Raw genomic sequence first — 25,029 nt, forward strand, 5'->3', positions numbered from 1 at the left:
CAAGAAGGTGCATAAAAAATGAAAGCGGTGATGTTTTGAGACGTCTGTTTATTTTATTGTTTGCCGGTTCAATAGCAATATCAGCCTCGATTTATTACGATAGGATGCTTCTTTTGCTTTTTCTAGTACCCATTGTTTCACTAGCCATAGGATCATGCAGGAAGATTAGCGAAAAATATTTGGCAGGGGTGCTGGTCGTATTGTTTTTAGCGATTGTATTTGGCAGGTCGACATACTTTATAAAAAGCCAATCCGGCATGGAGTTTGGTCAAAATTCTTCAATTGAAGGCAGGGTGGCAAGCTTTCCATCAACTAAAAATGAAAATACAGGTTTCATTCTGCACGTCAAAAGTCTGGGGGAGAAAGTTCAGTGCTATATAAACATAAGCGAATATGATGTGCAGATAAAAAAAGGCGATGTAATAAAAGTGACAGGGATAGGGTATGCTCCAGACAGAAAGAGAAATCCGGGAGGATTTGATTATAATCTCTATCTGAGGTCAAAAGGCGTTTATTCTGTTTTCTACGCAGATTCCCAATCTCTCAAACTTATAAGAAGGGATATAAGTCCTTTGCTAAAGCCCATAGTCGACTTTAGAGAAAGAATCATAGATGAGATTGAAGATAAAATGGATAAAAGAAATGGGGATTTTCTAAAGGGTTTGGTGTTTGGCATCAAAAGCATGGATGATGATGATTCCAGGATATTTACCAAAGGTGGAATATCCCACGTATTGGCTGTTTCTGGACTTCACGTGGGGTTCATATACGGTTTTTTGTTGATTTTGGCATCCATATTAAAGATGTCCGGAAAAACAAGTTTCATTTTTGTGTGTATACTATTGATGCTGTATGCTTTTTTATGCGATTTTAGCATATCCGTGGCCAGGGCTTCATCGATGGCAGCCTTGCACCAGTTGGCGAAGGCTTATAAGCTTTCTTACGATACTCTTAACGCTCTTTTTTTTATAGGATGCGTCAATGCGGCCGTGAATCCGCTGATTGTTTACACATCTTCTTTTCTTCTTTCTTACTCTGCGGTCTTTGCCATATCCGTTTTTTATCCTTTCCTCAAGGAGATTTTTTCTCGCCTTTTAAAAGAGAATTGGAAAAAGCCTATGGATGCACTGGCTATTACATTCGTTGTTCAGACATTCACATTTCCCATTATCTCTTACATCTTCAATGGGATCTCCCTGGTTTCTTTTATTCTAAACCTTATTGTAGTTCCAATAGCAGGCTTTATCTTGCTGACTTTTATGACGGCGATGCCTCTAATGGCAATGTTTGATGTGGCATCAGGCACGCTGATGTCATTATTTGACAGGTTGGCAGACTTGTGTTTTGCCATTACTGAATCTTTTATTGGTCACGGATTTTCATATATTACAGTACCTACAATGTCCACATCATTTATATTGCTTTACTACACTTTTTTATTTAGCCTTGCGGGTTATTTTTATTTGGATATTCGAGGTCGAAAGGCGGCATTAACCATATGGATATGCCTTCTGTGGCTATTAATAGTCCCCGTGCATTTTTTCAGCAATAATCTTATAGTCACAGCACTGGATGTTGGACAAGGAGACAGCATACTCATAGAGGCCCCGGGAGGAGAAAACATATTGATAGATGGAGGAGGATCATATAACAGACGCATCGGCGAGGATGTGGTTTTAAAAGCACTGTTAAGCAAAAACATCAGGAAGTTGGATCTTGTAATATGCACCCATTCCCATTATGATCATATAGGTGGGATTGTAGAAATAATAGATGCTGTCAATATTAAACACATAATGATAAATCCATTGGAAGATGAGGGGTTTGAAATTTTGGCTGAAAGAGGAGTAAAAGCCGGATCCAAAATAGTCTATTCAAAAGAAGACCAAAAGATAGGATTGTCAAAGGATATAAATATGACAGTTTATTACCCAGGTGACAATACTATTTATTTGGATGCAAACAACAGTTCAGTGGTTCTCAAATTAATATATGACGAAGTTTCGTTTTTATTTACCGGAGATATCGAAGAAGAAGGGGAAAGAGAGCTGGTAGCAATGAACAAAGATTTAGACAGCACAATCTTAAAAATCCCACATCATGGGAGCAACACGTCGACGACAGAAGAATTCTTGGCTTTGGTAAATCCTGAATATGCAATAATAAGCGTGGGTAGAAACAACAGATATGCACATCCTTCGGATAAAACACTTGAAAGATTAGCTGGGGAAGGTATAAAATACTTACGTACAGATTTAAACGGAGCAGTTGAGTTTGTAACCGATGGGGAGAAAGTAAATATCAAAACTTATATAGAGGAGCATCCATGAATTATAAAGAGCTTTTAAAGGATATAAAAGATAATAACATAGGGGAATTATATCTTGTGTATGGGGAAGAATATCTCCTATCATCGATGATGGTGAAAAATCTAAAGAAGGCATTAGTAGATGAGAGCTTTGAACAATTCAATTACCACAAGATAGACGACAAAAACACTACTGCGGATGACATAATAAGTCAGTGCGAAACGATGCCTTTTATGAGCGAAAAGAGGATGGTTCTGATAGTTGATTATCCCTTGCTTGCAAATACCGGAGGAAACGAAAAGGATGGAGACAAGCTTATAGAGTATTTGAATTCTCCAAACAAAAGTACATGTCTGGTTTTTATAAGCAAGACAATAGATAAAAAGAGAAGGTTGTATAAAAACATAGCAAAAAATGGAAGTTTAGTGGAATGCGCCAAGCTGGAGAGAAAAGATCTTGAAAGATGGATTACAAAGCGTATAAGGATATCCGGCAAAACAATAGATAAAAAGGCTATGGATTTATTTATTGAAGGGATGGACTACCTTGGGAAAGACAGTAAAATGACCTTGGGTGATATTGAAAACGAAACTGAAAAGCTGATATCCCTGGGGGGAAATGACAGGATTATTACTCAGGAAGAAGTAGAAAAAATAATGGTTAAAAGCATGGAGTCGAATATATTTAAAATGTTGGATCACATAGGAACAGGCAATTTGAAAGATGGACTTGAGATATTGGATTACCTATTTGATAGTGGAGAGCCGGCTATAAAGATTCTTTCCATGATAGTTAGACAGTTCAGAATAATGTATCAGTGCAAAATCCTTAAAATGAAAGGGTATTCAACGGAGAATATTGCCTCTTTGACGGGTTTGAGAACTTTTATGGTCAACAATGCGTTGAGGCAATCGAGGAGATTCGATTTTGATAAACTTAAAAAAGCCTACAACAGATGTGCCAGAATCGATATCCTGCTAAAAAGCTCAAGAGCGGACCCGAAAGTACTGCTGGAGCTTTTGTTGTACGATTTTAGATGATAGCAGGCAAAAAAAAACAGACTACTTTGAGTAGTCTTTTTTTTAGACACGTTGTGGGAAATATAGAACGGGGTTTTTACATCGCATTAAGTTTTCTTGCAAGGCTGCTTTTCTTTCTTGCAGCTGAGTTTCTATGAAGCACTCCTTTTGCAACACCTTTATCAAGTCTTTGAACAGCAACTTTAAAAGCGGCAAGAGCAGTTTCCGGATCTCTAGAATCAAGAGCCACCTCGAACTTTTTGATGCTAGTTTTTATACCGGTTTTAACGCTTCTGTTTCTTACAGTTCTTAGCTCTGCGATTTGAGCTCTTTTCATAGCTGATTTGATATTTGCCATGTTTTCACCACCCCTCATTCTTTATAACATTAGATATTCTATCACTTTAACACTGAAAACTCAAGGGTTTTTTACAAATATTGAAGGGCAACTAGACATCTATGTTATGGGCCTTGTAATTGCCTAAAATTTTGAATTTGGGGCATAAGTCTTCGAGCTCTTTAAGTGCCGCGGTTACGTTTTTGGCACCTAGGTTTCCTTCAACATCTACAAAATAAGAATATGCCCAAGGCGTGTTTCTAGTTGGTCGGGATATAAGCTTTAAAAGATTGATATCATTTTTTGCAAATATGCCCAAGGAGCTATACAATGCACCGGGTTTGTGTGGAGTGGTGAAATATAGACTTATTTTATCCTTGTCGTCAGACATAACAGGATTAGTTCCAATTATTATGAACTTGGTTATGTTATTGAAGTAATTATTTATTCCCGTTGCCAAGACTTCCAGATCATATAGTTTGCCTGCCATTTCGCTACCGATGGCCGCACAGCTTTTATCTTGTTTATCCTTGACAAGCTTGGCGCTGATAGCTGTGTTAGTTGTGGGAATAGGACTCAAGCCGCGGCCTCTGATAAAGCGGCTGCACTGGTCAAGTGCCTGTTGATGGGAATAAACAGTCTTTATATCATCGATAGAAGAGCCTTTGATGCCCAAAAGATTATGTTTGACCTCAATGCACCGTTCGCCAACTATTAAGGCCGTTGAGGATACCAGAAGATCAAAAACTTCGTATACCCCTCCTGTTGTGGAATTCTCAAAGGGAATAATCCCAAAATCCACATCTCCATTTTCAACAGTTTCAAAAACGTCTCCAAACAGCGGTTTGTTAATTGATTCTATATTTTCTCCGAAATGTTCATGCATGGCTTGGTAGCTGTATGATCCCGGTACTCCCTGATAGGCGATTTTTAACTTTTTCATCATATATCCGTCCTTTTTTATAAGCTCTATTCATTATAATGAATAAAAAGAAAATAATCAACTGATCGAAAGTAAGGGGAATTTCAAAAAATTTACTTCCTAAATCATCTGAATTGGTTTATAATGAATATAAATCAATTCCTGAAATGTTCGAGGTACTCTGATATTTTGAACCTACAACATTCATAAGGGAGTTCGAAGTTCTTGAGCGTATGTCATGCCTCTTTAAGTGGAAGACAGAGGTTTGAGACAGGACACCCACCTAGATCTTTCTAGGCGTCAAAATTCAGAGAACGGCATTTCGGGAATAAAGCACCTTTTGGTGCTTATTTTTTATTGTAGGGAAACGATTTTTTACTTAAGGAAAAATAAAATTTCAAGTGATATATTAAGCGGGTTGAGGAGAATATGAAAGAAGACAATAATACGTTTGTTTATAAAAATAACTGTGGGGAAATTTCCCTTAAGAATTACTTGGCGGACTGCAAAGGTTATTCTTCCAGACTTATTAGGTTCATCAAAAGGGAAGGCAAAATGCTTGTAAATAGGAAAACTGCCCGTATGGACAGAGTTCTATCCCAGGGAGACGAGGTAGCCGTATTGATGCCTGTTGAAGAGATCGATGCTCCGACACAAAAGATAGACTTGAAGATAATATACGAAGACCTTGATTTGCTCATTGTAGCCAAAGAAGCCCTGATGGTCACGCATCCTACTAGGAGCCATCAAGAAAACAACCTGGCCAATGGGGTAGCTTACTACTTCTCTGAAAAAGATATCAAGGCAAAGATAAGGTTCGTAAACCGTCTAGACCGAGATACTACCGGCTTGGTGGTGATTGCCAAGAGTAAATTTGCACATCAGCATTTACAGAGTCAAATGAAAGAAGGAAACATTAAAAAAACCTATTTTGCAGTGGTTCATGGCGTATTAAAGGACAACTCAGGGACCATAGATCTGCCCATTGGCAGAGAATCAGATGAATCCTTTGAAAGAAGCGTTATGGCGGAAGGGAAAAAATCCGTAACACATTATGATGTCTTAAAATCCAACAACATTTACTCCCTCGTTAAGCTGGACTTGGAAACAGGCAGGACACATCAGATTCGAGTTCATATGAAAGCCTTGGGGCATCCCTTGGCAGGAGATCCGCTATACAATCCCGGAAATTCGGATATGATCGACAGGCAAGCTTTGCACAGCGGCGAAATGGAATTCATTCAGCCGAGGACTGGAAAGAAGATAAAGGTCGAAGCCTCGATTCCTGAGGATATGAAAAATTTGATTGAAAAAATCTAAAATGATGTGGTTATAGCATAATAAAGGAGAAAAAATGAAGAGAGCGTTGATGATTATTGCAGCTTTAATATTGTTAATAGCTGCTTCTGCAGTGGTTTTCTTTTTATCCATAGAAGCGGCGGATGTAGAGGGGTTTGAATACAAGCCGAATCAGAAGACCATAATATTTTCCGATGACGGTGAAGAAATTGGAGAAATATACGAAGAAAACAGAACATACGTGACACTCGACCGAATACCGGAAGATCTAAAAAATGCTATAGTGGCTGTGGAAGATAATAGGTTCTACATACACAACGGATTTGATCTTGTAGGCATAACAAGGGCGTTTTTGACTAATTTCAGAGCGGGGACAATATCGGAAGGTGCAAGCACCATTACGCAACAGTTGGCTAGGAATATATTTGAAGAAATATCTACGGAAAAGACTGCAGCTAGAAAGATAAAAGAGATTAAAACGGCGGTGATGTTGGAGAAACGGTTCGGCAAAGAGCAGATCTTAGAGATGTATCTGAATGAGATATACTTGGGAGGAGGAGCTTATGGCGTTCAAGAAGCCAGCGTGCGCTATTTTGGGAAGAATGTCTGGGAGCTTAATCTTGCCCAATGTGCATTGATAGCGGGGCTTCCACAGGCTCCAAGCGCCTATCAACCTGATGTGTACTTTGACAGAGCAAAAGCTAGGCAAGAAAAAGTGCTTCAAAGAATGGTAGAAGAGGGATTTATAACAGAAGATGCATCTGTTGGAGCAAAAGCTGAAGAACTTGAGATACGAAATTCTAGCAGTGAGGAAAAAGTCGGTAGGTACAAAAAAAACTACGAAGCTTTCATAAGGACTGTGATAGATGAGTACACAGAAATATACAAGGATGCTAATTACATAGACAAAGACCAAGAGGCAAGAAGTGAAGCCCTGGAAAGCTTGAAAAGGGATGGACTAAGGATTTATACTTCTATAAATGCAAAAATCCAAGAGAAAGCTGTTGAAAGCGTATCTTTAGCAATAGAAAATTATAGTTTGACAGAAGCTACCGGGGCTATTGTTACCATTGATGCAAAAAATGGAGCAATTCTTGCCTATTATGGTGGAACAAGCGATATTGATTTCGCATCGACGCCCAGACAGCCTGGTTCCACATTAAAGCCGTTGATATATTCAGCGGCTTTACAAGAAGGCATAATTCAGGAAAATACACTGTTAGTGGATAGACGGACAGACTTTAATGGTTATTCACCGTCGAATTTCTCAAACAGATATTACGGTTATGTCACAATCAGGCAGGCGCTTGTGCAATCCCTAAATATACCTGCAGTCCAGACCATGAATGATTTGGGAATTGAAAAAACCTTATCGTATTTAGAAGAAATGGGGATACAAACAATTGACAAAGAGGATTTCAGACTGCCTACAGCATTAGGAGGAATGACATATGGAGTTACGCCGTTGGACATGGCCACGGCATATACGATTTTTGCCAATGGAGGAGCGAAGACTGATCCTTGGAGTATTCTATCGGTAGATGGCAGCAATGGAAGGAATATTTACAGAAAAAACTTAAGCCAGACTGAAGATGATAACATCATCGACGAAGATATTGCTGAATATATTAGTGGAATTCTCGTTGACAACGTGGTGCGAGGGACAGGGAAAAATGCGGGCAACAAATTTGTGACCGGAGGGAAAACAGGCACTAGTTCAGAAAGCAAGGATTTGTGGTTTGTGGGCTTTACCGGAAACGCTACGACCTCTATATGGTTGGGAAATCCTGACCGCAAGGGAATAGGTGGTTCGGGAAGCTATTGTGCATGGGGATACGGCGAGTACATGTCTAACATAGGAGACTATCTTCTAAACAGCAATTATAACCTGGTTTCAGGGGAATCAGGTTACGAATTGGAAACTATTTATGTATTGCTGGATGAAAATGCAATAAGCGGTGGTTCCCCATACGTGGATGAAACCATGATAGCTGAACTTTCCGTCTTGGAGGAAGACCTTCACTTTTTTGAAAATGTCAGAGTCCTAAGGGTTGAGGTGGATCGAAGCACAGGCAAGTTGTTTGCACAAGGCAAATGCTTGGAGAAAGATAAGGAAGTTAGATTTTATCTGCCTGAGAATGTGCCTGAAGAATGCGACAAATCCCACATACTCGACAGATTAAGAGAAATATTTCAAAGGTAGAAATAGACGTAGCTTTATAGTTTTTTTATATAGCTGCGTCTCGTTTTATTATGTACAGAATCAAAATATCGCCACTGGGTCCTAACGGGTAAATTGTTTTCCAACTGAGGGTTCAAATCAGCTTTGGTTATATTATATTTTTTGTTTTGAACTATAGCCTTCAATATTACGGCATTGACTCCCGTCTTTTTATACTTGGTATCCACTGCAATCAGGAGAAGCTCAGCTCTGTCGTTTTGCTTTAAAGCCTTGAAAATCTGCAAAAAACCAAAAGGAAACAGACGACCATGGCATTTTTGCATGGCTTTGGCAAGAGAAGGCAAAGCCAGCCCGAAGGCAGCTAAGTTGTCATCCCCGTCGACGACCAACTTGACGAAATCAGTTTTGAAAAAAAACAGATATTGCTTGGTATAATATTCAATCTGTTTGTCCGAAAGCTCTGTAACTGCGTATAAATCGGAATATGAAGAGTTGATCAGCCGAAAAACTTTTGGAATGAACGGCTTTAAGTCTCTTTTTTTATCAAAGTTCAGTATCCTGAGGTTATGATTAGTCAATACATGGTTTGATACTTTCTCCAATATGGCTGGAGGAACCCTTGGTATATCGATTTCGTATTCATACCATTCTACGTCCTTTGTAAAGCCAAGACGTTCCATAAAAACTGGATAGTAAGGAAAGTTGTAAATCGTAGTGAATGTGGAAGTTTTGTCGAAACCACTCACGAGCATCCCTTCAGGGTCTAAATCGCAAAAGCCCAATGGACCATGGATTTGATCCATGCCAAGGCTCTTTAACCAATTTTGGGCAACCTGGAATAAGGCTTCCGCAACCTTGAAATCTTCGATAAAATCGACGTAACCGAATCGACCAGTGTTAAGTCCCCATTTTTCGATATACTTGTAGTTGACGATCGCAGCTATCCTGCCTACAGTGACGCCGTTGTCTTTTGCCAGCCAAAGCTTGGACGTGCAGTGTTCAGAAGCTGGGTTTTTATCAGTGTTGAGGGTAGACAATTCGTCTATAGCAAGCCGGGGTACATAGTAGGGATTACCAGAATAAAGCTTTTTGGGAAATGAGACGAAATCCCGCAGCTGCTTTTTAGTCGATACCTCAATTGTTTTTATCAAATCTGCCTCCCCAATAATTTGTTTTGTGTTGCCGGATGCTCACAATTCCATTATAGAAAAAAAAAGAGCTTTTATCAATTCCCGTGAAAGAAAAACAAAATCATTGACTTTGTCAAATTGTTACTTTATCATATATAGAAATACTTTAAGGAGATGGTTGCAGATGAAGGCGGCAAAAGCGATAATCAGATGTCTGGAAAGAGAAAACACCGATGTTGTTTTTGGATATCCGGGCGCGGCAGTGATATCGATTTACGAATCCCTCAGGGAATCGGACATAAAGCATGTACTTGTCAGAAACGAGCAGTCTCTTGTGCACTATGCAAGCGGATATGCTAGGGAGACGAATAAAGTCGGCGTGTGCATATCCACATCAGGACCTGGGGCGACTAATACAATTACTGGAATTGCAACCGCTTATATGGATTCAATTCCTATAGTGATAATAACCGGACAGGTAGATACCGATCTGATAGGTACCGATGCATTTCAGGAAGCAGATATAAAAGGGGCAACTGAGCCATTTACCAAGCATAATTACCTCGTCAGGGATGCCCAGGATTTGCCAAGGATAATAAAAGAAGCATTTTATATAGCAAATACCGGAAGGAAAGGGCCTGTACTGATTGATATCCCGAGAAATATTCAAGAAGACAGGATTAAGCTTGAGTATCCAAATGAAATAGATATACCTGGATACAATCCTACGCTCTCCGGCCATATAGGGCAGATTAAGAGGGCTGTTTCAAGAATCAAGTCAGCCAAGCGGCCGGTCATTTATGCTGGCGGAGGCATCCTATCTTCCCATGCCGAAAAAGAGGTCCTTGAATTTGCTGAAAAGACAAATATACCTGTAATCAATTCCTTGATGGGAGTAGGTGGTTTTCCTCAGGACTCCAGTCTCTATGCCGGAATTGTTGGAAGCCACGGATATCCCTATTCCAGTGAAATCATAGGTATGACTGACCTGCTGATAACCATTGGCGCTAGGATGTCCAATAGGGCGACAGCAGGATTCTCAAAGCTCAACCCAAAAATAGAATTCATTCACGTAGACATTGATCCGGCAGAGATAGGCAAGAACGTGGGATATACACTTCCTATCGTAGGTGATGCAAAAATAATATTGGGAGAGCTCATTGATAAATCGGACAATATGGATTTTTCTTCATGGCATGATGAAATCAAAGCTATCAAAGAAAAGTGCTTGTCAGTCTTGGATTATAAAACACAATCGGGACTGATAAACGCTAAAGAGCTTATAAGTCATCTTTCAGAAAAGATGGATGATGATGCCTGCCTTGTGGCAGATGTAGGTCAGAATCAAATATGGTCCGCCTTAAATTACAAAATCAAAAAGGAAAGAAAATTCATGACATCAGGTGGCCTTGGAACTATGGCATACAGCGTGCCTGCCGCTACGGGAGTTAAGATGGCAAATCCAAACAGGCAGGTGGTGTGCGTAATTGGAGATGGAGGTTTCCAGATGTGTCTCGGCGAACTAGCTGTAGTTAGGGAACAAAATGCGGGGATTAAGATAATTTTATTGAATAACAGGAAACTGGGTCTTGTGCGAGAGATACAGCAGGACTTGTATGGCAAGGACAAAAGCTACGGGGTAGACTTAAATCTTCAGGTCAATTTCGTCAAAATAGCTGAAGCTTATAACATAACCGGACATGAAGTCAGCGATATGGAAAATTTCAAAAAAGTTTTAGATGAAGTACTGGCAACCGACGAACCTTGTCTGATACAATGTAATATAGACCCTGATATCAGGACTTTATGACGACTTATCAGGCATTGATGGTAAATCAAATAACAGACTAAGTGTAACGGGAGGTAGACAATGAAGAAGTATGTATTATCTTTACTGGTTGAAAACAATTCAGGCGTGCTAAGCAGAATAGCAGGACTTTTCGCGAGAAGATGCTTTAATATCGATAGTCTGACGGTAGGAACTACCGAGGACGAAAGTCTCTCAAGGATGACTATCGTGGTCATCGGAGACGAACAAATCCTTGAACAGATAAAAAAGCAGCTTAACAAATTGGTGGAGGTTATAAAAGTCATAGAACTGACCACACAGGACTCCATAAGCAGGGAACTGGTATTTATCAAGGTCAAGGCAAGCAATGAGACTAGGTCGAATATTATCGAGATATCAAACATCTTCAGAGCAAATATAGTTGATGTCGCTCATGAGAGCCTTATACTGGAGCTTACAGGTGATGCAGGGAAAATAGAAGCATTTACAAATCTCATGGAGCCATTCGGAATCTTAGAGTTTATAAGATCGGGTGCAACCGGGCTGCAAAGAGGAGATAAAGTACTTAAAGAAAATTAAGAAAAGCCTGTTTCGAAATAGAATCGAAGCAGGCTTTTCTTTATCGCAAACGTAAATCTGTGAAGTATGTGTTGGTCATGTACTGGGTCGCAAAGGATTTATTGTTTGCAAGTTCTACGAAGACGGCATTTTCGGCTATCTCATTACACTCGTTTTGCTTATCTTCTGACAAAAGATACATCTGACTCCCTGTGCCTGCGGCATTTCCTATAGATTTTACGTTCACACCTTTGAACCAGGGGAGCATTCCTATTGATTGGGCTTTTTCTATGTCGATGTAATTGCCGAAAGCGCCGGCTATGATGATTTCTGTAAGATTTTCACCCTTTATTCCGTATTCCTCCATAAGCATTACGCAGCCTGTATATATGGCTCCTTTGGCCAGTTGTACCTGTCGTATATCTTTTTGAGAAAAATATATATCTTCATTTAGGGAAGACTCTTCTTTAAAAGCCAGGACAAATACCTTTTGTTCCTCCCTTGTAACGACTCTTGCAGCCAAGTCATTGTCAACGATTTTATCAATAGGAACAAAAGCACCTCTTTTGTTTATTACTCCCTGTGAGAAAAGCAATGCCATCAAATCGATAACTCCTGAGCCACATATGCCTTGGGGCTTTATGTTTCCTATTACCTGGTAAGACAGTTTGCCATCCTCCATAGAAACCTTCTCGATTGCCCCGTCAGTTCCGCGCATGCCATGTTTTATACCTGCACCTTCCAGAGCAGGACCGCATGCCGTTGAGGAGACGTGATAAGAGGTGTCCTTTCCCACAGCTATCTCTCCGTTAGTGCCCAAATCTATCACAAGCCTAGCCTTGCCATCCTTGGGCAGAGACAAAAGCACTGCTGTAGTATCTGCACCCACAAATCCCCCCAGCAAGGGGAGAAATGAGACGATGCCCATTGGACTTATCTTCAAGCCTAGGATTTCCCCTTTGGCCTCGACCGCACCGTGGGTTGTGCTGGTAAAAGGAGCCTTGCCAAGGTGTTCCGGATAAAAGCCTAAAATCAGATGCTGCATGGTGCTGTTTCCGCATAGGGTCGCATGATATATGTCTTTTGCTGTGACTTCATTTTCTCTACAAAGGTTTTCCACTATCTGGTTTAGTGAGTCAATGGCAAGCTGCTGCAATCGTGAAAGTTTATTTTTGTCATTGATGACTTGGTCGATCCTGCTTATAACATCTCCTCCAAGCTCTGTCTGTTTGTTGAGGGTAGAATCGATGCCTATTAAAATATTTTCATTAAGATCGTACAGATATCCTACTACGGAAGTGGTCCCAAGGTCAAAGGCTATGCCGTATAGCTTTGATGAATATCCGGCTGGTTGGATATCGATGATTTTATTTTTATTCAAGATGACATTTATTCCTTCAGGATTATGATAAACAAAAGACATCTTCTGGAATATTTCCAAAGTCGGATACTCTACTTCTTTGCCTAATAATTTATGCAAAACATCCCAATTGTTTTGTCCAAGTTCTGTTTTGAGTTCCTCCCGTTTAAATAGCAAAGACCTGATTGAAGGTTTGAAGTTGATTTCATCCAAAGATGATGATGTTAAGATTTGCGCCTTCTGAACATCCTCTTTTAGCATGATCTGCATGTTGTCATAGACAGTTTCTCGGCAAGATAGAATTTTTTTAAGGTGACCGCCCTCTTTGATTTCCACGGCACATTTCTTACAGGTGCCTTTTCCGCCACATACAAGATTTAACGGGTAGCCTGCAATAGCACATGCGTCAGATACTTTTATTCCGGGTTCGACTTCCAGCGACTTGTTGAGAAGAGGGAATTTAACTGTAATCTTTTTATCCATTTTCAGTCTCCTTTGCTTGGTGTAGGTAGCTTATAGTCTAATTTTAAACGATTATAAATTTAGTAGCAAGTTTAAATAATTTATTGACAAAGACTATACTCTTTGATAAGATTGAAACATAAAGAGGCTTGTATATACAAGTTGCTCACTTGAATAATTAAGGAGTTAATCGGGTTGAAATCGATACCACACAACAGGGGGGAGTATTTTGATTATTATTGGTGAAAAAATCAATGGAGCAATTCCGGTAGTCAAGAAGGCTATTGAAGAAAGGGACGCTGAGTTTATTCGGGAAAGGGCTGTAAAGCAGGCGGAAGCCGGAGCGGATTTCATAGATGTCTGCGCTTCTACTGCACCGGACAAAGAAGTGGAAACCTTGAAATGGTTGATAGAAATAGTACAGGGAGCTGTAGATACGCCTGTTTGCATAGATAGTCCCAATCCAATGTTCATTAAAGAAGTATTGCCTATAATAAACAAGCCGGGCATGATCAATTCGGTGAATCTGGAAAAGGTAGAAGGATCAGATAAAGACAAATGCGACGTAATATTTCCTTTGATGAAGGACAATGAGTGGCAGGTGATAGCCTTGACATGCGATAGCGTCAACGGAACACCAAGAGATGTTCCAACCAGAGTTGAAATATCAAAGAAGATAATTGAAAAAGCAGCAGGATACGGAATAACTCCAGACAGGATACACATCGACCCATTGGTCATGGCACTATCCACTGACAACAACTCACTGCTTAACTTTGTAAAAGCAATGAAGGAAGTGAAGGCCATTTATCCTACAGTTAAGTTTACATCCGGACTTAGCAATATATCTTTCGGAATGCCCTCAAGAAAAATCATCAATCAAAATTTTATGACTCTTGCAATATACGAGGGAATGGATTCGGCTATAATGGATCCGTTGAACAAGGAAATAATGGGAGCGATTTATGCTACAGAAGCTCTATTGGGAAGAGACAGGCACACCAGAAAATATAACACTGCAGTTCGAAAAGGCAGAATATAAAACACCAGAAGATGTTAAAACAGACCGGTTATATTGTTTTAATGTGCATAAAATTAGTTTGAGGAGGAGTTTAAATGGGGTTCAAGAGCGATATTGAAATTGCACAGGAAGCTGCACCAAAGGACATTAGAGAGATCGCGGCAAAATTGGGTTTGAATGAAGAAAATCTGGATTTGTACGGAAAGTACAAGGCAAAGGTCGATATAAATCTGCTTCAGGAGAAGTCAGATAAAAGAGCAAAGCTTATTTTAACGACTGCCATCAACCCAACACCGGCAGGGGAAGGAAAGACTACTACCACTATAGGAGCGGCGGATGCCCTTTCGAGATTGGGCAAAAACGTATTGGTAGCTTTGAGAGAACCATCCCTGGGACCAGTATTTGGCGTAAAAGGCGGAGCGGCAGGAGGGGGATATGCCCAAGTTGTTCCAATGGAAGACATCAACTTGCATTTCACTGGAGATTTCCATGCCATCGGCGCAGCCAACAACCTTTTGGCTGCAATGCTCGACAATCACGTCTTTCAGGGAAATAATCTGGATATAGACGTAAGAAGAGTCGTGTGGCGAAGAGCCGTAGACATGAATGACAGGCAATTGAGGAATATCGTGAACGGGCTCGGAGGAAAAGCCCAGGGAATGCCAAGAGAAGATGGTTTTGATATTACGGTGGCAAGTGAGATAATGGCTATATTTTGTCTATCCAGCGATATTATAAATCTAAAAAACAGATGCGCAAAAATAATAGTCGCGTACAATAGAAAAGGAGAGCCTGTAACAGCGGGAGATCTTAACGCGCAAGGGGCTATGGCGGCTCTTTTAAAAGATGCTTTGAAACCAAATCTGGTACAGACATTGGAAGGAAATCCTGCATTTATTCATGGCGGACCTTTTGCGAACATAGCACATGGATGCAACTCTGTTTTGGCGACAAAGTTCGCAATGAAGTATGCAGATTACGTAGTCACTGAAGCAGGATTTGGAGCTGATTTGGGAGCTGAAAAATTCATAAACATAAAATGCAGGATGACGGATATTAAGCCGGATGCGGTGATAATAGTGGCTACGGTAAAGGCTCTCAAGTACAACGGAGGAGTAGCAAAAACCGATTTGCAGGAAGAAAATTTAGTGGCTCTGGAAAAAGGACTTCCCAACTTGCTTAAACATGTGGAAAACATAACCCAGGTTTTTAAGCTGCCGGCTGTAGTGGCTATAAACAGATTTCCGACAGATACAGAAGCAGAACTCAAGCTTGTTGAAGACAGATGCAGGGAGCTTGGAGTAAACGTCGCTTTGTCAGAAGTTTGGGGAAAAGGTGGAGCAGGTGGAGAGGCATTAGCTAAAGAGCTTATCAGATTGACACAGACTGAAAGCGATATGGAATTCGCATACGATGAGGAAGATTCAATAAAGGATAAGATCAGAAAGGTTGCACAAAAAATTTATGGAGCTGATGATGTCAGCTTTACAGGCAAAGCTGAAAAAGAGATTGCTAACTTTGAAAAACTCGGATTCGGCAAGATGCCTATATGCATGGCGAAAACACAGTATTCCTTAACTGACGATCAAACCATACTGGGAAGACCTAAAGGGTTTACAATAACCGTTAGAGATCTGACCGTATCTGCAGGTGCCGGGTTCATAGTAGTGCTGACTGGAGATGTCATGAAAATGCCCGGGCTCCCCAAAGTACCATCGGCTGAAAAAATCGACGTGGATGAAAACGGCGTGATATCAGGGTTGTTTTAAGACTGACTTATGAAATTCGGAGGTAGAGCATGAAAATGATAGATTATTCCTGTGTGAGGTTCATGGATGAGCTTGCATCGAAAAATGCAGTTCCGGGAGGAGGAGGCGCGGCCGCCCTCTCCGGTGCAATGGGCACTGCATTGGCAGGCATGGTATGCAACTTGACTACGGGGAAGAAAAAATATGCACAATATGAAGAGGATATTCAAAGAATCATGAAGGAAGCTGATAGGATTCAAAGAGCGCTCCTCGAAATGGTTGATCTGGATGCGGAGAACTTCCTTCCGCTGTCAAAGGCTTACGGACTTCCTAAAGAAACGGAAGAAGAAAAAAAACACAAGGAAGAGATTATGGAAAAATGTCTTGTTCAGGCATGCTCTGTACCGGTAGAGATAGTAAAAAAGTGCTATGAAGCCATTTTGCTCCATGAAGAGCTGGTAGACAAAGGCTCCATGTTGGCTATCAGTGATGTAGGGGTTGGAGTTCAGTGTCTAAGATCAGGAATAATCAGTGCCTGGTTGAATGTACAGATCAATATTAACTCAATAAAAAATCAGGAGTATGTATCAAAGGTGGAAAACGAAGTAAAGCCGTTGCTGTCAAAAGGGATTGAGATTTGCGACGATGTGTACAGCAAGGTGGACAAAAAGCTTGCTAAATAGAATCTGATTTAACGATCCTCCACTTAGCGGTGGAGGATTAAGTTTAAAATTAGTGTTAAAAAAAACACAAACTATTTGATTTCAGGAGGAATAAAATGAGTGAGTTGTTGAGTGGAAAGCTAGTAGCTGAAAGCATAAAAGAAGAGACGGTCAGGGCTGTAGAAGAACTTAAGAAAAGAGGAGTTGAGCCCAAACTAAAGATAATAAGGGTAGGTGAAAACCCCAGTGACCTATCCTACGAAAGAGGAGCACTAAAGAGAATGGCCGGTTGTGATATAAAAACTGAGGTTTTAGAACTTGATCAAGGTATATCACAAGACGACTTTATTGCCGAGTTGGAATTAGTGAACAAGGACGATTCGGTGCATGGAATATTGATTTTCAGACCTTTGCCCAAGCACATAGACGAAAATGTCGTAAAGTATGTCGTAGCTCCTGAAAAGGATGTGGATTGCTTTAGTCCTATCAATGTGGCTAAAGTCATGGAAGGAGATAGATCAGGTTTTGCTCCATGTACGCCTTCAGCGGTCATGGAAATACTTGGCCATTACAATATCGATTTGAATGGAGCCAATACCGTGGTGTTAGGAAGATCCATGGTCGTAGGCAAGCCTGTGAGCATGTTGCTTTTGAAAGAAAATGCCACAGTTACGATTTGCCATTCCAAAACAAAAGATCTTTCAAAGGTAGCTGCAGCTGCTGATATTTTGATCGTTGGGATTGGAAGGGCTAAGATGGTGAATTCTCAGTACGTTAAAGAAGGCGCAATAGTTTTAGATGTTGGAATAAATGTGGACGAAAACGGAAAACTTTGCGGAGATGTAGATTTTGAAGATTGTAAAAACAAAGCCGGCATGATAACACCAGTACCGGGAGGAGTGGGGTCCGTCACAACATCTGTGCTAGCCAAGCATGTCATAAAGGCATGCAAGCTGCAAATCGGGTAATTTTAAAATGGCGTGAAGCAACAGCAAAAGAAGCTTTCAAGGCAGGGTGAGAAGCATGTTTATAGAAACGCACATGCATTTGACGTTAGACGGCATAGATTCAAAAAAATATAGGAATTCATTAAACATCGATTCAAAAACTACTGAAAATATGTTAAGAAAAGTGTTTGAATCATACAAATCCAGGGGCATATTTGCTATAAGAGATGGTGGAGACAACTTAGGACTATATGAGCTGGCTCGTTCAGTTGCCGACGAAGAAGGACTTATTTACAGGACGCCCATTTATGGTATATACAAAAAAGGATATTATGGAAGCATGATTGGCAAGCCGGTAGAAGGACTGGATGAAATAAACAAACACCTTGATGATCTGGCTTTTAAAAAAGCTGATTTTATAAAGATTGTTTTAAGCGGGATGATATCCTTCAAAGAGTATGGAAAGGTTGGAGGAGTAGGGTTTAATAAAAATGAATTTGAGTATTTGGTAAAAAAAGCCCAAGATCTATCCCTTCCTGTGATGGTTCATGCAAACTCTTTCCAAGGAGTACAAATGGCTGCTGAAGCCGGAGTCGATACCATAGAACACGGATATTACCTCTCTGATGAAAATCTTTGTGCTATGAAGGAAAAAAATATAATATGGGTTCCGACATTGGCTCCCCTTGGGAATATACTATATTCAAACGATAAGAGATACAAAAAGGAAAAAAACGTTATAAGAAGAATCTTTGAGCAACAATGCAAAATGATTAAATCCGGCTATGATATGGGTGTTAAAATAGCTGTAGGAAGCGATGCGGGATCTTACAGGGTTTATCACGGATCTGGTTTTTTTGACGAGTTGATATATCTAAACAAGTCGGGAATAGGGAAAGAAGAGTTGATGAGGATTGCATATAAAAACGGAGTATCGGCTTTGAGGATATCCCAAAAGGAGATTGGGGCTGCAGAGGACAGGATTATAGACGAAAGTTAGGTGCAGAGATGGAAAAAAGCATATTTTCCTGGTTTGGATTTTTTATGCCTATAAAAAGAAGGCTTGAACTGATTAAAAAAGTAGGTTTTGACGGAGTTTCACTATGGTGGGAAGATGAGATATCTCCCGAAATCGTAAAGAAAGAAGATATGCCAAGAATGGCTGTAGACAACGGGCTTTTTGTAGAGTACATCCATGCACCCTATAGCGATGTAAACAACTTATGGACTAGGGATGAAAAAGCTAGAGAGAAAACTTTAGAGCGCTATTTTGGGTATGTTGAGGATTGCCATAAACACGGCATAGGCACACTGGTAATGCATTGTAGCGATAAAGAAAATATCGGATTGGATATTGATGCCGGAATCAAAAGCTTTCAGGACTTGGCTGAAAATGCCAAAAGCGGGGATGTTAAAATAGCGGTAGAAAACACCAGAGACGCCAGTCTGGTGGACATGCTGCTGGAGGAGCTCAAGCTTCCAAATTTAGGCCTTTGCTACGACTCGTCACACGATTGGTTAACAGGACAGACTAAAGGACAGCTGTTTGACAAATGGGCGGAAAGGACCTTTACAACTCATTTGTCTGATAACGATGAGTTAAAAGACAGGCACTGGCTTCCCGGTGACGGCCATGTAGATTGGAAGCTGCTCAGGGGAATTTATTCAAAATCCAATCTCCGCTCCTTGTCTATAGAGGTTACAGGAAGCTGTGAGCCCTTTGAGAACCCGGAGGATTTTTTATCTGCTGCCTATGAAAGACTGGAAAGGATTGCAGGTGGGCTATGAAAGTACTCTTGAATATGGTCAATCATAAAAGCAAACTAGACTGGTTTAAATGCGATTGGACTGACTTTGCTGACTTTCTTGAAGAGCAAAGAATGCACGGCTCCGAACTGATATTTCATGACGACTATGATACCGAAAAAATCCCGAAAGAGATAGCCGTGGGAATGCATTTGAAATACTGGCCTACCTGGCTGGATTTTTGGAGGGGCGATGCTTTGTCATTGGAAAGCCAGTTTATGGGCATGGATAATGCAGAGCTTTATTATGGGGGATCTTCACCAGATGCAATTATCGACCAGTATAAAAGAGAGTTTGATACTGCGAAAAAGCTTGAGGTTGATTACGCGGTCTTTCACGTTTCACACGTTGAAGTAGAGCATGCCTTCACTTGGGATTTTACATATTCTGATGAAGAGGTGCTAGATTGCGCTGCAGAACTTGTAAATCGGGCAGCAGGTGAGAAATACCTTGGGTTTGACTTGCTCTTTGAGAACCTTTGGTGGCCGGGTCTGAATTTTAAAAATCCCGATAGCACCTTGGAGTTTATCGACAAGATAAAGTATCCACAAAAAGGGTTTATGCTGGATATTGGCCATTTAATGATAACCAACCCCGACCTTAAGACTTTGGATCAGGCTTGTGATTATATTCAAAACATGCTAGAAAGAAACAAAGTAGTATTGAAAATGATAAAAGGTATTCATCTTAATCAGTCCTTAACAGGTGATTACTTGAAGCAAAGCGTTGAAAGCAAATTAAACGTCATTAGAAGTGCTGATAGCTACTGGGATGTTTTGAATCTAGCAAGGGAGCATATCGGAAACATCGATACACATCTTCCTTTTATCAATCCTAGAATTAATGAAATCCTGGAACTGATAGACCCAAAGTACCTCGTTTACGAATTTTTACCTAAGGATAAATCGGAACTTAAAAATATGATTAAGATTCAAAACAAAGTTCTTGGAAGATAAGAATTAATTTGTTATAATCTGATTAATCGAATATTAGATTTAAGGTGCCCGGAAGGGAGAATAGGGAATCGGATTAAAATTCCGAGCGGACCCGCCACTGTAAGGAGGAGCGTGTGCATCAGCCACTGGAAACGGGAAGGAGCATAACTGCTGTGAGTCCAAGCCAGGAGACCTGCCTTAAATCTGTAAACGTAAATGATGGTAAAGTTTACGGTCTTGTTTGCATGGATGAGATCGTAAGCTTTTTTTATTCAACAAGCTTTCAAGGCAGAGTATTCAATAAAAACAACGGGAGGAAACACTATGTCGCTATTGAAAGAAACATTATTAAAAATCGAGCCTGTGGATAAGGAAAAAATGTCACAAGCCAGAGAGCATGTAGATGGACTGCTAAAGCCGGTTGGAAGTTTGGGAGTTTTGGAAAACATAGCTATACAAATAGCTGGAATCAACCCAGATATCCTAGGAGGCGAGCTTAAAAAAGCTGTACTGGTATTTGCTGCTGACCATGGTATTTGCGAAGAGGATATAACCAGTGCTCCACAGCCTGTGACCGCCCTTATGACTCACTTTATAGCAGAAGGAAAAAGCGGGGTGGGGGTTATAGCAAAAAAAGCTGGTGCAGAGGTTTTTGTTACAGATGTAGGAGTGAATGCAGAGATTACGAATCCCAAAGTCAGGAATAAAAAAATAAGGTTGGGTACGGGGAATATGGCTAAGCAGGAAGCCATGACCAGATTGGAAGCTGAAAAAAGCTTCGAGATAGGCATAGAAACTGCTCTAGAAATGATCAAAAACGGATATAATATACTTGCAACAGGAGAAATGGGAATAGGAAACACAACTCCCAGTTCCGCGATATTTTCAGTTTTAGGGTCGTTGTCCCCAGAAGAAGTCACAGGCATCGGGGCCAACCTATCAGAAGAAAAACTGGTGAAAAAATCTAGTGTTATACGAGAAGCTATAGCATTGCACAATCCTGATCCAAAGGACCCACTGGATGTTCTTGCAAAAGTGGGCGGTCTGGAAATAGGGGCGATGGCAGGAGTCATGTTGGCCGGTGCAAGCATGAAGGTGCCCGTACTGATTGACGGCTTCATATCATCTGCAGCAGCTGCATTGGCAGTCGGACTCAATCCGGATGTTTATGATTATCTAATCTGTTCCCATAACTCGGCGGAAAAGGGTGCCAAGAAAGGACTGGAATTAATTGGGTTCAAACCCTTTCTTCATATGGACATGAGACTTGGTGAAGGCAGCGGTGCGGCACTGGCGTTCAATATAGTTGAAGCCGCACAGGGAATGTACAACGACATGGGTACATTTTCCCAAGCGGGAATCGACATTGTATGATATTCGACTGAAGCGATTGCAGCCTTTTTTTCATGGTTTCACGCAAGCAGGGTTATATACGACGCTAAAGATACTATTATTGCAAGTCGAAGTATGATAAAATATAGTCAAATGCGTGCAGGCTGAAATGAAAGGATTAGACAAATGAGATATAAAAAAGGCTTTGAGACAAAAGAAAACATCATAAGGGTTGCAAAAAAGATGTTTTATGAAATGGGATATACAAAATCAACGGTACAGAAAATTGCAGATAATGCTAATATTCCTTTGGGTTTGATACCTTATTACTTTAAGACCAAGGATAATATCGTCCTTGAAATTAATTCAAAGTTTTTCTTGGTTGTTTATGAATTTGTAAACAACAGACTCAATATCAAAAGAAATTCGTACCTTAAACTGTATATAGTGACATCGATATACTATGATTTGATACTAAGTGATACCCGAAACAGAAAGTTCTTTTATGAGGTATTAAGAAACAAGTCGAATTTCAGGTCTCTGAGCTTCAGTGTCGAAAGGATATACAAGATGATTGCCAAGGAGTTTGAACTCGATTATGACCAAAAGGATATAGACTGTATTATGATATCAGAGTTCGGAGCCAGAAGAGAGCTGCTTTTAAATTACTGCGAGGGAAACCTTGGCGTGGAATTAGAATATTTGCTAAAGAAGCTTTCTTCTCTTACCGGTAGACTTTTCGGCATCAATGGTGAGATAATTGACGATTATCATAATCAGTGCATGGAGTTTATGAAAGAACATGACTATAGTTATATAAAATTTTTAGCTTAAAAGTAACAGCCGCCCCATATATTCTTCGGGGCGGCTGATTTCATGACCGTTTATTTAAAGAAGTCCTTGCTTCGCCTATCATATAAAGGGAACCGACAAATAAGTAAGCTTCTTGAGAATCTGAGTTCAAAGCCAAAGCTGCGGCAGAATCGATGGATTCTAGTTCTTCGGCACTCATATTTAAATTCACCTTAATGTATTCCGCTAGCTCATGTGCGGGAAGCGCCCTTGGATTCACCGGCGTAACAGTAAAGAATTTCTTGGTAAATGGTGCGATTTCCTTAAGCATGGGACCGTAATCCTTATCTCCTAAAATCCCTATTACAACATTGATTTTTTTATTTAGATACCTAGTAAGAGTCTTAGTCAAAGCTTCAAACCCGTTTAGATTGTGAGCGCCGTCTATGATAGTCAGAGGGCTTTCGGTTATGCGCTCGAAGCGTCCGGGGAAAACTATGGAAGACATTGACTCTCTGATTGCATCTTTCGAAACAGCATATCCTTTTTCCGCCAGGATTTCTAGGGCAGTCAAAGCGGTTAAAGAATTAGTGACCTGGTGATCGCCAAGAAGGCTCAACTTAAATTCTAAATTTGAGAATATGCTGTTTTCTTTTGTATAAATAATAAATTGACCGTTTAAGTCAGCAGATTGCAGACTAATGTCAGATGCATTGGGCAGAATCAGGCAGGAGCCTGTTTTGTCCACCTTTTCTTTGACAACCTTCACGACTTCATCCCCTTGTGGATACAGCACTACTGTTGAGTTGTCTTTTATGATACCTGCTTTTTCAAATGCGATTTTTTCAAGGGTATCTCCAAGATACTGGGTGTGATCCATTCCTATTGAGGTTATGACCGAAACGACGGGTGTCGGGATTACATTCGTAGCATCGAAGCGGCCCCCCATGCCTACTTCAAGCACTACGATGTCTACATTTTCATTTGAGAAGTATTCGAATCCTATTGCAGTGACAAGTTCAAATTCCGAAGGTGAGGGATGACCTTCCGCCAACATTTGATCTACGGCAGATTTCACCTTGGATGTGACCTTTGCAAGTCTTTCTTTGGGTATCTGATTGCCGTCTATTTGAATTCTCTCAGTGAATTCCTCGAGATATGGAGATATGTATAGTCCGGTTTTGTAGCCGCTTTTTGTCAAAGCGTTGCTTATCATGTGGCTGGTTGATCCTTTGCCGTTGGTTCCAGCTATGTGAACGTATTTCAGATTCTTGTGGGGATCGCCTAAATATTTTAGCAAAAGAGTTATGTTGTCTAGACCCAGTTTGATGCCAAACATGTAAGTGCCATGGATATATTCAAGTGCCTGCTGATAGTTCATTGATGATGCTCCTTTCGGTTTTATGTATTCAATCTACGGGGTTCTCTACTGAATATGGTTTTATAAATTGCCATTTTGTTTCTGCTGTGATTATAGCTATGAATATGATTGCACATCCTAAAATCATCTTGGGGGAGAATGCATCTCCAAGAAGAAGAATAGCCATGAAGCTTCCGAAAAAAGACTCCAATGAAAGCAGGACAGCAGCATGGGTGGAGCTTGTGTGCTTTTGAGCTGTGTTTTGAAGCAAAAAAGCTAAAAAAGTACTAAAAACCCCTAAAAACACTACGTCCGTCAAGTAGGATGTCGGCATGGAAAAAGCCTGTTCTCCCGTGGAAAGCCTCCACAAAGCCGACATGAGAAAAGTAGTCGCAAACTGAATGATGGTCAATTTTATCGGATCGTAGAATTTGGAAAAAAAGCCAATTGAAAGTATATGGCATGCAAAGAAAAATGCACATATCAGGGTCAGGACATCTCCCTTGTTCAAGAACATGGAGTTTTGAAAGTCCAAAGTTAAAAATGCTATCCCCGCAAACATCATAATTGCAGCAACTAGGTTGTATGTATCAGGCTTGTCTTTTTTTATCAGCCAATAAATCCAGGGAACCATGATGACATTGGTGCCTGTTAAAAATGCCTGTTTGCCTGCTAATGTATACTGGAGGCCTGCTGTTTGAAATGCAAATCCTAAAAACAAAAAAACTCCTATCATCCCACCTGCTTTTATGTCATTAAAGCTTAATTCTAACGCTTTTTTATGGAAGACGACAAAAGATATCAAGGTTGCAAGACCGAAACGTATTATCATAATGTCTGTAGGGGAAAAATTTGAAAGAGCGTTCTTTGTGGCAACAAACCCACTTCCCCAGACAAACGCCGTTAAAATCAATCCCAAATCCGCAAATAATATTTTTTTGTTGTTCATATGTTCATTCTCCTAACTTTAAGTCAAAAATAATTATATCAGAATTCATTCTCCAATAACAGTTGATTAATATCACTGTTTTTCACATGAATAAAAAAAAGTTATGAAAA

The 25,029-nt window shown here is 40.3% G+C and carries 21 protein-coding genes, 1 other RNA gene and 1 riboswitch; of the genes, 16 read left to right on the forward strand and 6 right to left on the reverse strand.

What is annotated here, in order from left to right; all coding sequences use genetic code 11:
- Positions 1-35 precede the first annotated feature (35 nt).
- Both BUB93_RS07230 and holA read left to right on the forward strand, forming a co-directional pair.
- Positions 36-2,330, forward strand: coding sequence for a DNA internalization-related competence protein ComEC/Rec2 (locus BUB93_RS07230; protein ID WP_073270625.1), 2,295 nt, complete (start codon positions 36-38; stop codon positions 2,328-2,330).
- Positions 2,327-3,349: a DNA polymerase III subunit delta gene (gene holA, locus BUB93_RS07235; protein WP_073270627.1), complete on the forward strand. Its 1,023-nt coding sequence runs from the start codon at positions 2,327-2,329 to the stop codon at positions 3,347-3,349. The genes BUB93_RS07230 and holA overlap by 4 nt, the downstream gene beginning before the upstream one ends.
- 76 nt (positions 3,350-3,425) lie before the next feature.
- Here the strand turns inward: holA and rpsT are convergent, their stop codons facing one another.
- Together rpsT and BUB93_RS07245 are read right to left on the reverse strand one after the other, a co-directional pair.
- Positions 3,426-3,686, reverse strand: coding sequence for a 30S ribosomal protein S20 (gene rpsT / locus BUB93_RS07240; protein WP_073270629.1), 261 nt, complete (start codon positions 3,684-3,686; stop codon positions 3,426-3,428).
- A 91-nt stretch (positions 3,687-3,777) separates the two neighbouring features.
- On the reverse strand, positions 3,778-4,608 hold the full coding sequence (locus tag BUB93_RS07245; protein WP_159432071.1) for a prephenate dehydratase: 831 nt from the start codon (positions 4,606-4,608) through the stop codon (positions 3,778-3,780).
- Between the two features lie 135 nt (positions 4,609-4,743).
- Here BUB93_RS07245 and ssrS point away from each other — a divergent pair.
- The 3 genes from ssrS to BUB93_RS07260 all read left to right on the forward strand — a co-directional run bounded on the left by ssrS (position 4,744) and on the right by BUB93_RS07260 (position 8,089).
- A non-coding RNA gene (gene ssrS, locus BUB93_RS07250) (6S RNA) lies at positions 4,744-4,920 on the forward strand.
- A 96-nt stretch (positions 4,921-5,016) separates the two neighbouring features.
- On the forward strand, positions 5,017-5,907 hold the full coding sequence (locus BUB93_RS07255) for an RluA family pseudouridine synthase (protein WP_073270633.1): 891 nt from the start codon (positions 5,017-5,019) through the stop codon (positions 5,905-5,907).
- Between the two features lie 34 nt (positions 5,908-5,941).
- The gene (locus BUB93_RS07260) at positions 5,942-8,089 is read left to right on the forward strand and encodes a transglycosylase domain-containing protein (protein WP_073270635.1); all 2,148 of its coding nucleotides are present in this window, start codon (positions 5,942-5,944) and stop codon (positions 8,087-8,089) included.
- Positions 8,090-8,103: 14 nt separating this feature from the next.
- Here the strand turns inward: BUB93_RS07260 and BUB93_RS07265 are convergent, their stop codons facing one another.
- Positions 8,104-9,219 carry a hypothetical protein gene (locus tag BUB93_RS07265; RefSeq protein WP_073270637.1) on the reverse strand — a complete coding sequence of 372 codons (1,116 nt, stop codon included), beginning with the start codon at positions 9,217-9,219 and terminating at the stop codon, positions 8,104-8,106.
- A 163-nt stretch (positions 9,220-9,382) separates the two neighbouring features.
- On the opposite strand from BUB93_RS07265, the gene ilvB reads away from it, so the two are divergent.
- Both ilvB and ilvN read left to right on the forward strand, forming a co-directional pair.
- The gene (gene ilvB / locus BUB93_RS07270; RefSeq protein ID WP_073270639.1) at positions 9,383-11,008 is read left to right on the forward strand and encodes a biosynthetic-type acetolactate synthase large subunit; all 1,626 of its coding nucleotides are present in this window, start codon (positions 9,383-9,385) and stop codon (positions 11,006-11,008) included.
- A 60-nt stretch (positions 11,009-11,068) separates the two neighbouring features.
- Complete coding sequence (gene ilvN, locus BUB93_RS07275) at positions 11,069-11,566, forward strand: acetolactate synthase small subunit (protein ID WP_073270642.1); 498 nt, start codon at positions 11,069-11,071, stop codon at positions 11,564-11,566.
- 40 nt (positions 11,567-11,606) lie between these two features.
- On the opposite strand, the gene BUB93_RS07280 is transcribed toward ilvN, so the two are convergent.
- Positions 11,607-13,388, reverse strand: a complete 1,782-nt coding sequence (locus tag BUB93_RS07280) for an ASKHA domain-containing protein (RefSeq protein WP_073270643.1) — start codon at positions 13,386-13,388, stop codon at positions 11,607-11,609.
- 208 nt (positions 13,389-13,596) lie between these two features.
- Between BUB93_RS07280 and BUB93_RS07285 the strand changes: the two genes are divergently transcribed.
- The 9 genes from BUB93_RS07285 (at position 13,597) to BUB93_RS07325 (ending at position 22,652) form a co-directional block, all read left to right on the forward strand.
- On the forward strand, positions 13,597-14,409 hold the full coding sequence (locus BUB93_RS07285; RefSeq protein ID WP_073270646.1) for a methyltetrahydrofolate cobalamin methyltransferase: 813 nt from the start codon (positions 13,597-13,599) through the stop codon (positions 14,407-14,409).
- A 74-nt stretch (positions 14,410-14,483) separates the two neighbouring features.
- Positions 14,484-16,157 (forward strand): formate--tetrahydrofolate ligase, encoded by a 1,674-nt coding sequence (locus tag BUB93_RS07290; RefSeq protein WP_073270648.1) that lies wholly within the window; start codon positions 14,484-14,486, stop codon positions 16,155-16,157.
- Positions 16,158-16,192: 35 nt separating this feature from the next.
- Positions 16,193-16,819: a cyclodeaminase/cyclohydrolase family protein gene (locus tag BUB93_RS07295; protein ID WP_423230804.1), complete on the forward strand. Its 627-nt coding sequence runs from the start codon at positions 16,193-16,195 to the stop codon at positions 16,817-16,819.
- A gap of 95 nt (positions 16,820-16,914) precedes the next feature.
- Positions 16,915-17,766: a bifunctional 5,10-methylenetetrahydrofolate dehydrogenase/5,10-methenyltetrahydrofolate cyclohydrolase gene (locus BUB93_RS07300; RefSeq protein ID WP_073270652.1), complete on the forward strand. Its 852-nt coding sequence runs from the start codon at positions 16,915-16,917 to the stop codon at positions 17,764-17,766.
- Positions 17,767-17,821: 55 nt separating this feature from the next.
- Positions 17,822-18,745, forward strand: a complete 924-nt coding sequence (locus BUB93_RS07305) for an amidohydrolase family protein (protein WP_073270654.1) — start codon at positions 17,822-17,824, stop codon at positions 18,743-18,745.
- A gap of 8 nt (positions 18,746-18,753) precedes the next feature.
- Complete coding sequence (locus BUB93_RS07310) at positions 18,754-19,533, forward strand: sugar phosphate isomerase/epimerase family protein (protein WP_073270657.1); 780 nt, start codon at positions 18,754-18,756, stop codon at positions 19,531-19,533.
- On the forward strand, positions 19,530-20,507 hold the full coding sequence (locus BUB93_RS07315) for a TIM barrel protein (protein ID WP_073270659.1): 978 nt from the start codon (positions 19,530-19,532) through the stop codon (positions 20,505-20,507). Before BUB93_RS07310 ends, BUB93_RS07315 begins: the two co-directional genes overlap by 4 nt.
- Positions 20,508-20,532: 25 nt before the next feature.
- A riboswitch (cobalamin riboswitch) is annotated at positions 20,533-20,701 on the forward strand.
- Between the two features lie 109 nt (positions 20,702-20,810).
- On the forward strand, positions 20,811-21,860 hold the full coding sequence (gene cobT / locus BUB93_RS07320; RefSeq protein ID WP_073270660.1) for a nicotinate-nucleotide--dimethylbenzimidazole phosphoribosyltransferase: 1,050 nt from the start codon (positions 20,811-20,813) through the stop codon (positions 21,858-21,860).
- 144 nt (positions 21,861-22,004) lie between these two features.
- A complete protein-coding gene (locus BUB93_RS07325) occupies positions 22,005-22,652 on the forward strand; it encodes a TetR/AcrR family transcriptional regulator (RefSeq protein WP_073270662.1) in 648 nt (215 codons plus the stop codon).
- A gap of 40 nt (positions 22,653-22,692) precedes the next feature.
- Here BUB93_RS07325 and BUB93_RS07330 read toward each other — a convergent pair whose 3' ends face one another.
- Positions 22,693-23,991: a bifunctional folylpolyglutamate synthase/dihydrofolate synthase gene (locus tag BUB93_RS07330; protein ID WP_073270665.1), complete on the reverse strand. Its 1,299-nt coding sequence runs from the start codon at positions 23,989-23,991 to the stop codon at positions 22,693-22,695.
- Between the two features lie 28 nt (positions 23,992-24,019).
- Positions 24,020-24,919: a DMT family transporter gene (locus tag BUB93_RS07335; protein WP_073270667.1), complete on the reverse strand. Its 900-nt coding sequence runs from the start codon at positions 24,917-24,919 to the stop codon at positions 24,020-24,022.
- Positions 24,920-25,029: the final 110 nt, after the last annotated feature.

The sequence above is a fragment of the Alkalibacter saccharofermentans DSM 14828 genome, assembly GCF_900128885.1.
GTDB lineage: Bacteria > Bacillota > Clostridia > Eubacteriales > Alkalibacteraceae > Alkalibacter > Alkalibacter saccharofermentans.

What these genes read in the sequence shown, in the direction of transcription:
- BUB93_RS07335 (WP_073270667.1), bottom strand. Translation starts at nt 24,919, where the DNA reads ATGAACAACAAAAAAATATTATTTGCGGATTTGGGATTGATTTTAACG.
- BUB93_RS07255 (WP_073270633.1), top strand. Translation starts at nt 5,017, where the DNA reads ATGAAAGAAGACAATAATACGTTTGTTTATAAAAATAACTGTGGGGAA.
- BUB93_RS07290 (WP_073270648.1), top strand. Translation starts at nt 14,484, where the DNA reads ATGGGGTTCAAGAGCGATATTGAAATTGCACAGGAAGCTGCACCAAAG.
- rpsT (WP_073270629.1), bottom strand. Translation starts at nt 3,686, where the DNA reads ATGGCAAATATCAAATCAGCTATGAAAAGAGCTCAAATCGCAGAGCTA.
- ilvB (WP_073270639.1), top strand. Translation starts at nt 9,383, where the DNA reads ATGAAGGCGGCAAAAGCGATAATCAGATGTCTGGAAAGAGAAAACACC.
- BUB93_RS07245 (WP_159432071.1), bottom strand. Translation starts at nt 4,608, where the DNA reads ATGAAAAAGTTAAAAATCGCCTATCAGGGAGTACCGGGATCATACAGC.
- ilvN (WP_073270642.1), top strand. Translation starts at nt 11,069, where the DNA reads ATGAAGAAGTATGTATTATCTTTACTGGTTGAAAACAATTCAGGCGTG.
- BUB93_RS07325 (WP_073270662.1), top strand. Translation starts at nt 22,005, where the DNA reads ATGAGATATAAAAAAGGCTTTGAGACAAAAGAAAACATCATAAGGGTT.
- BUB93_RS07315 (WP_073270659.1), top strand. Translation starts at nt 19,530, where the DNA reads ATGAAAGTACTCTTGAATATGGTCAATCATAAAAGCAAACTAGACTGG.
- BUB93_RS07295 (WP_423230804.1), top strand. Translation starts at nt 16,193, where the DNA reads ATGATAGATTATTCCTGTGTGAGGTTCATGGATGAGCTTGCATCGAAA.
- BUB93_RS07305 (WP_073270654.1), top strand. Translation starts at nt 17,822, where the DNA reads ATGTTTATAGAAACGCACATGCATTTGACGTTAGACGGCATAGATTCA.
- BUB93_RS07260 (WP_073270635.1), top strand. Translation starts at nt 5,942, where the DNA reads ATGAAGAGAGCGTTGATGATTATTGCAGCTTTAATATTGTTAATAGCT.
- cobT (WP_073270660.1), top strand. Translation starts at nt 20,811, where the DNA reads ATGTCGCTATTGAAAGAAACATTATTAAAAATCGAGCCTGTGGATAAG.
- holA (WP_073270627.1), top strand. Translation starts at nt 2,327, where the DNA reads ATGAATTATAAAGAGCTTTTAAAGGATATAAAAGATAATAACATAGGG.
- BUB93_RS07300 (WP_073270652.1), top strand. Translation starts at nt 16,915, where the DNA reads ATGAGTGAGTTGTTGAGTGGAAAGCTAGTAGCTGAAAGCATAAAAGAA.
- BUB93_RS07310 (WP_073270657.1), top strand. Translation starts at nt 18,754, where the DNA reads ATGGAAAAAAGCATATTTTCCTGGTTTGGATTTTTTATGCCTATAAAA.
- BUB93_RS07280 (WP_073270643.1), bottom strand. Translation starts at nt 13,388, where the DNA reads ATGGATAAAAAGATTACAGTTAAATTCCCTCTTCTCAACAAGTCGCTG.
- BUB93_RS07330 (WP_073270665.1), bottom strand. Translation starts at nt 23,991, where the DNA reads ATGAACTATCAGCAGGCACTTGAATATATCCATGGCACTTACATGTTT.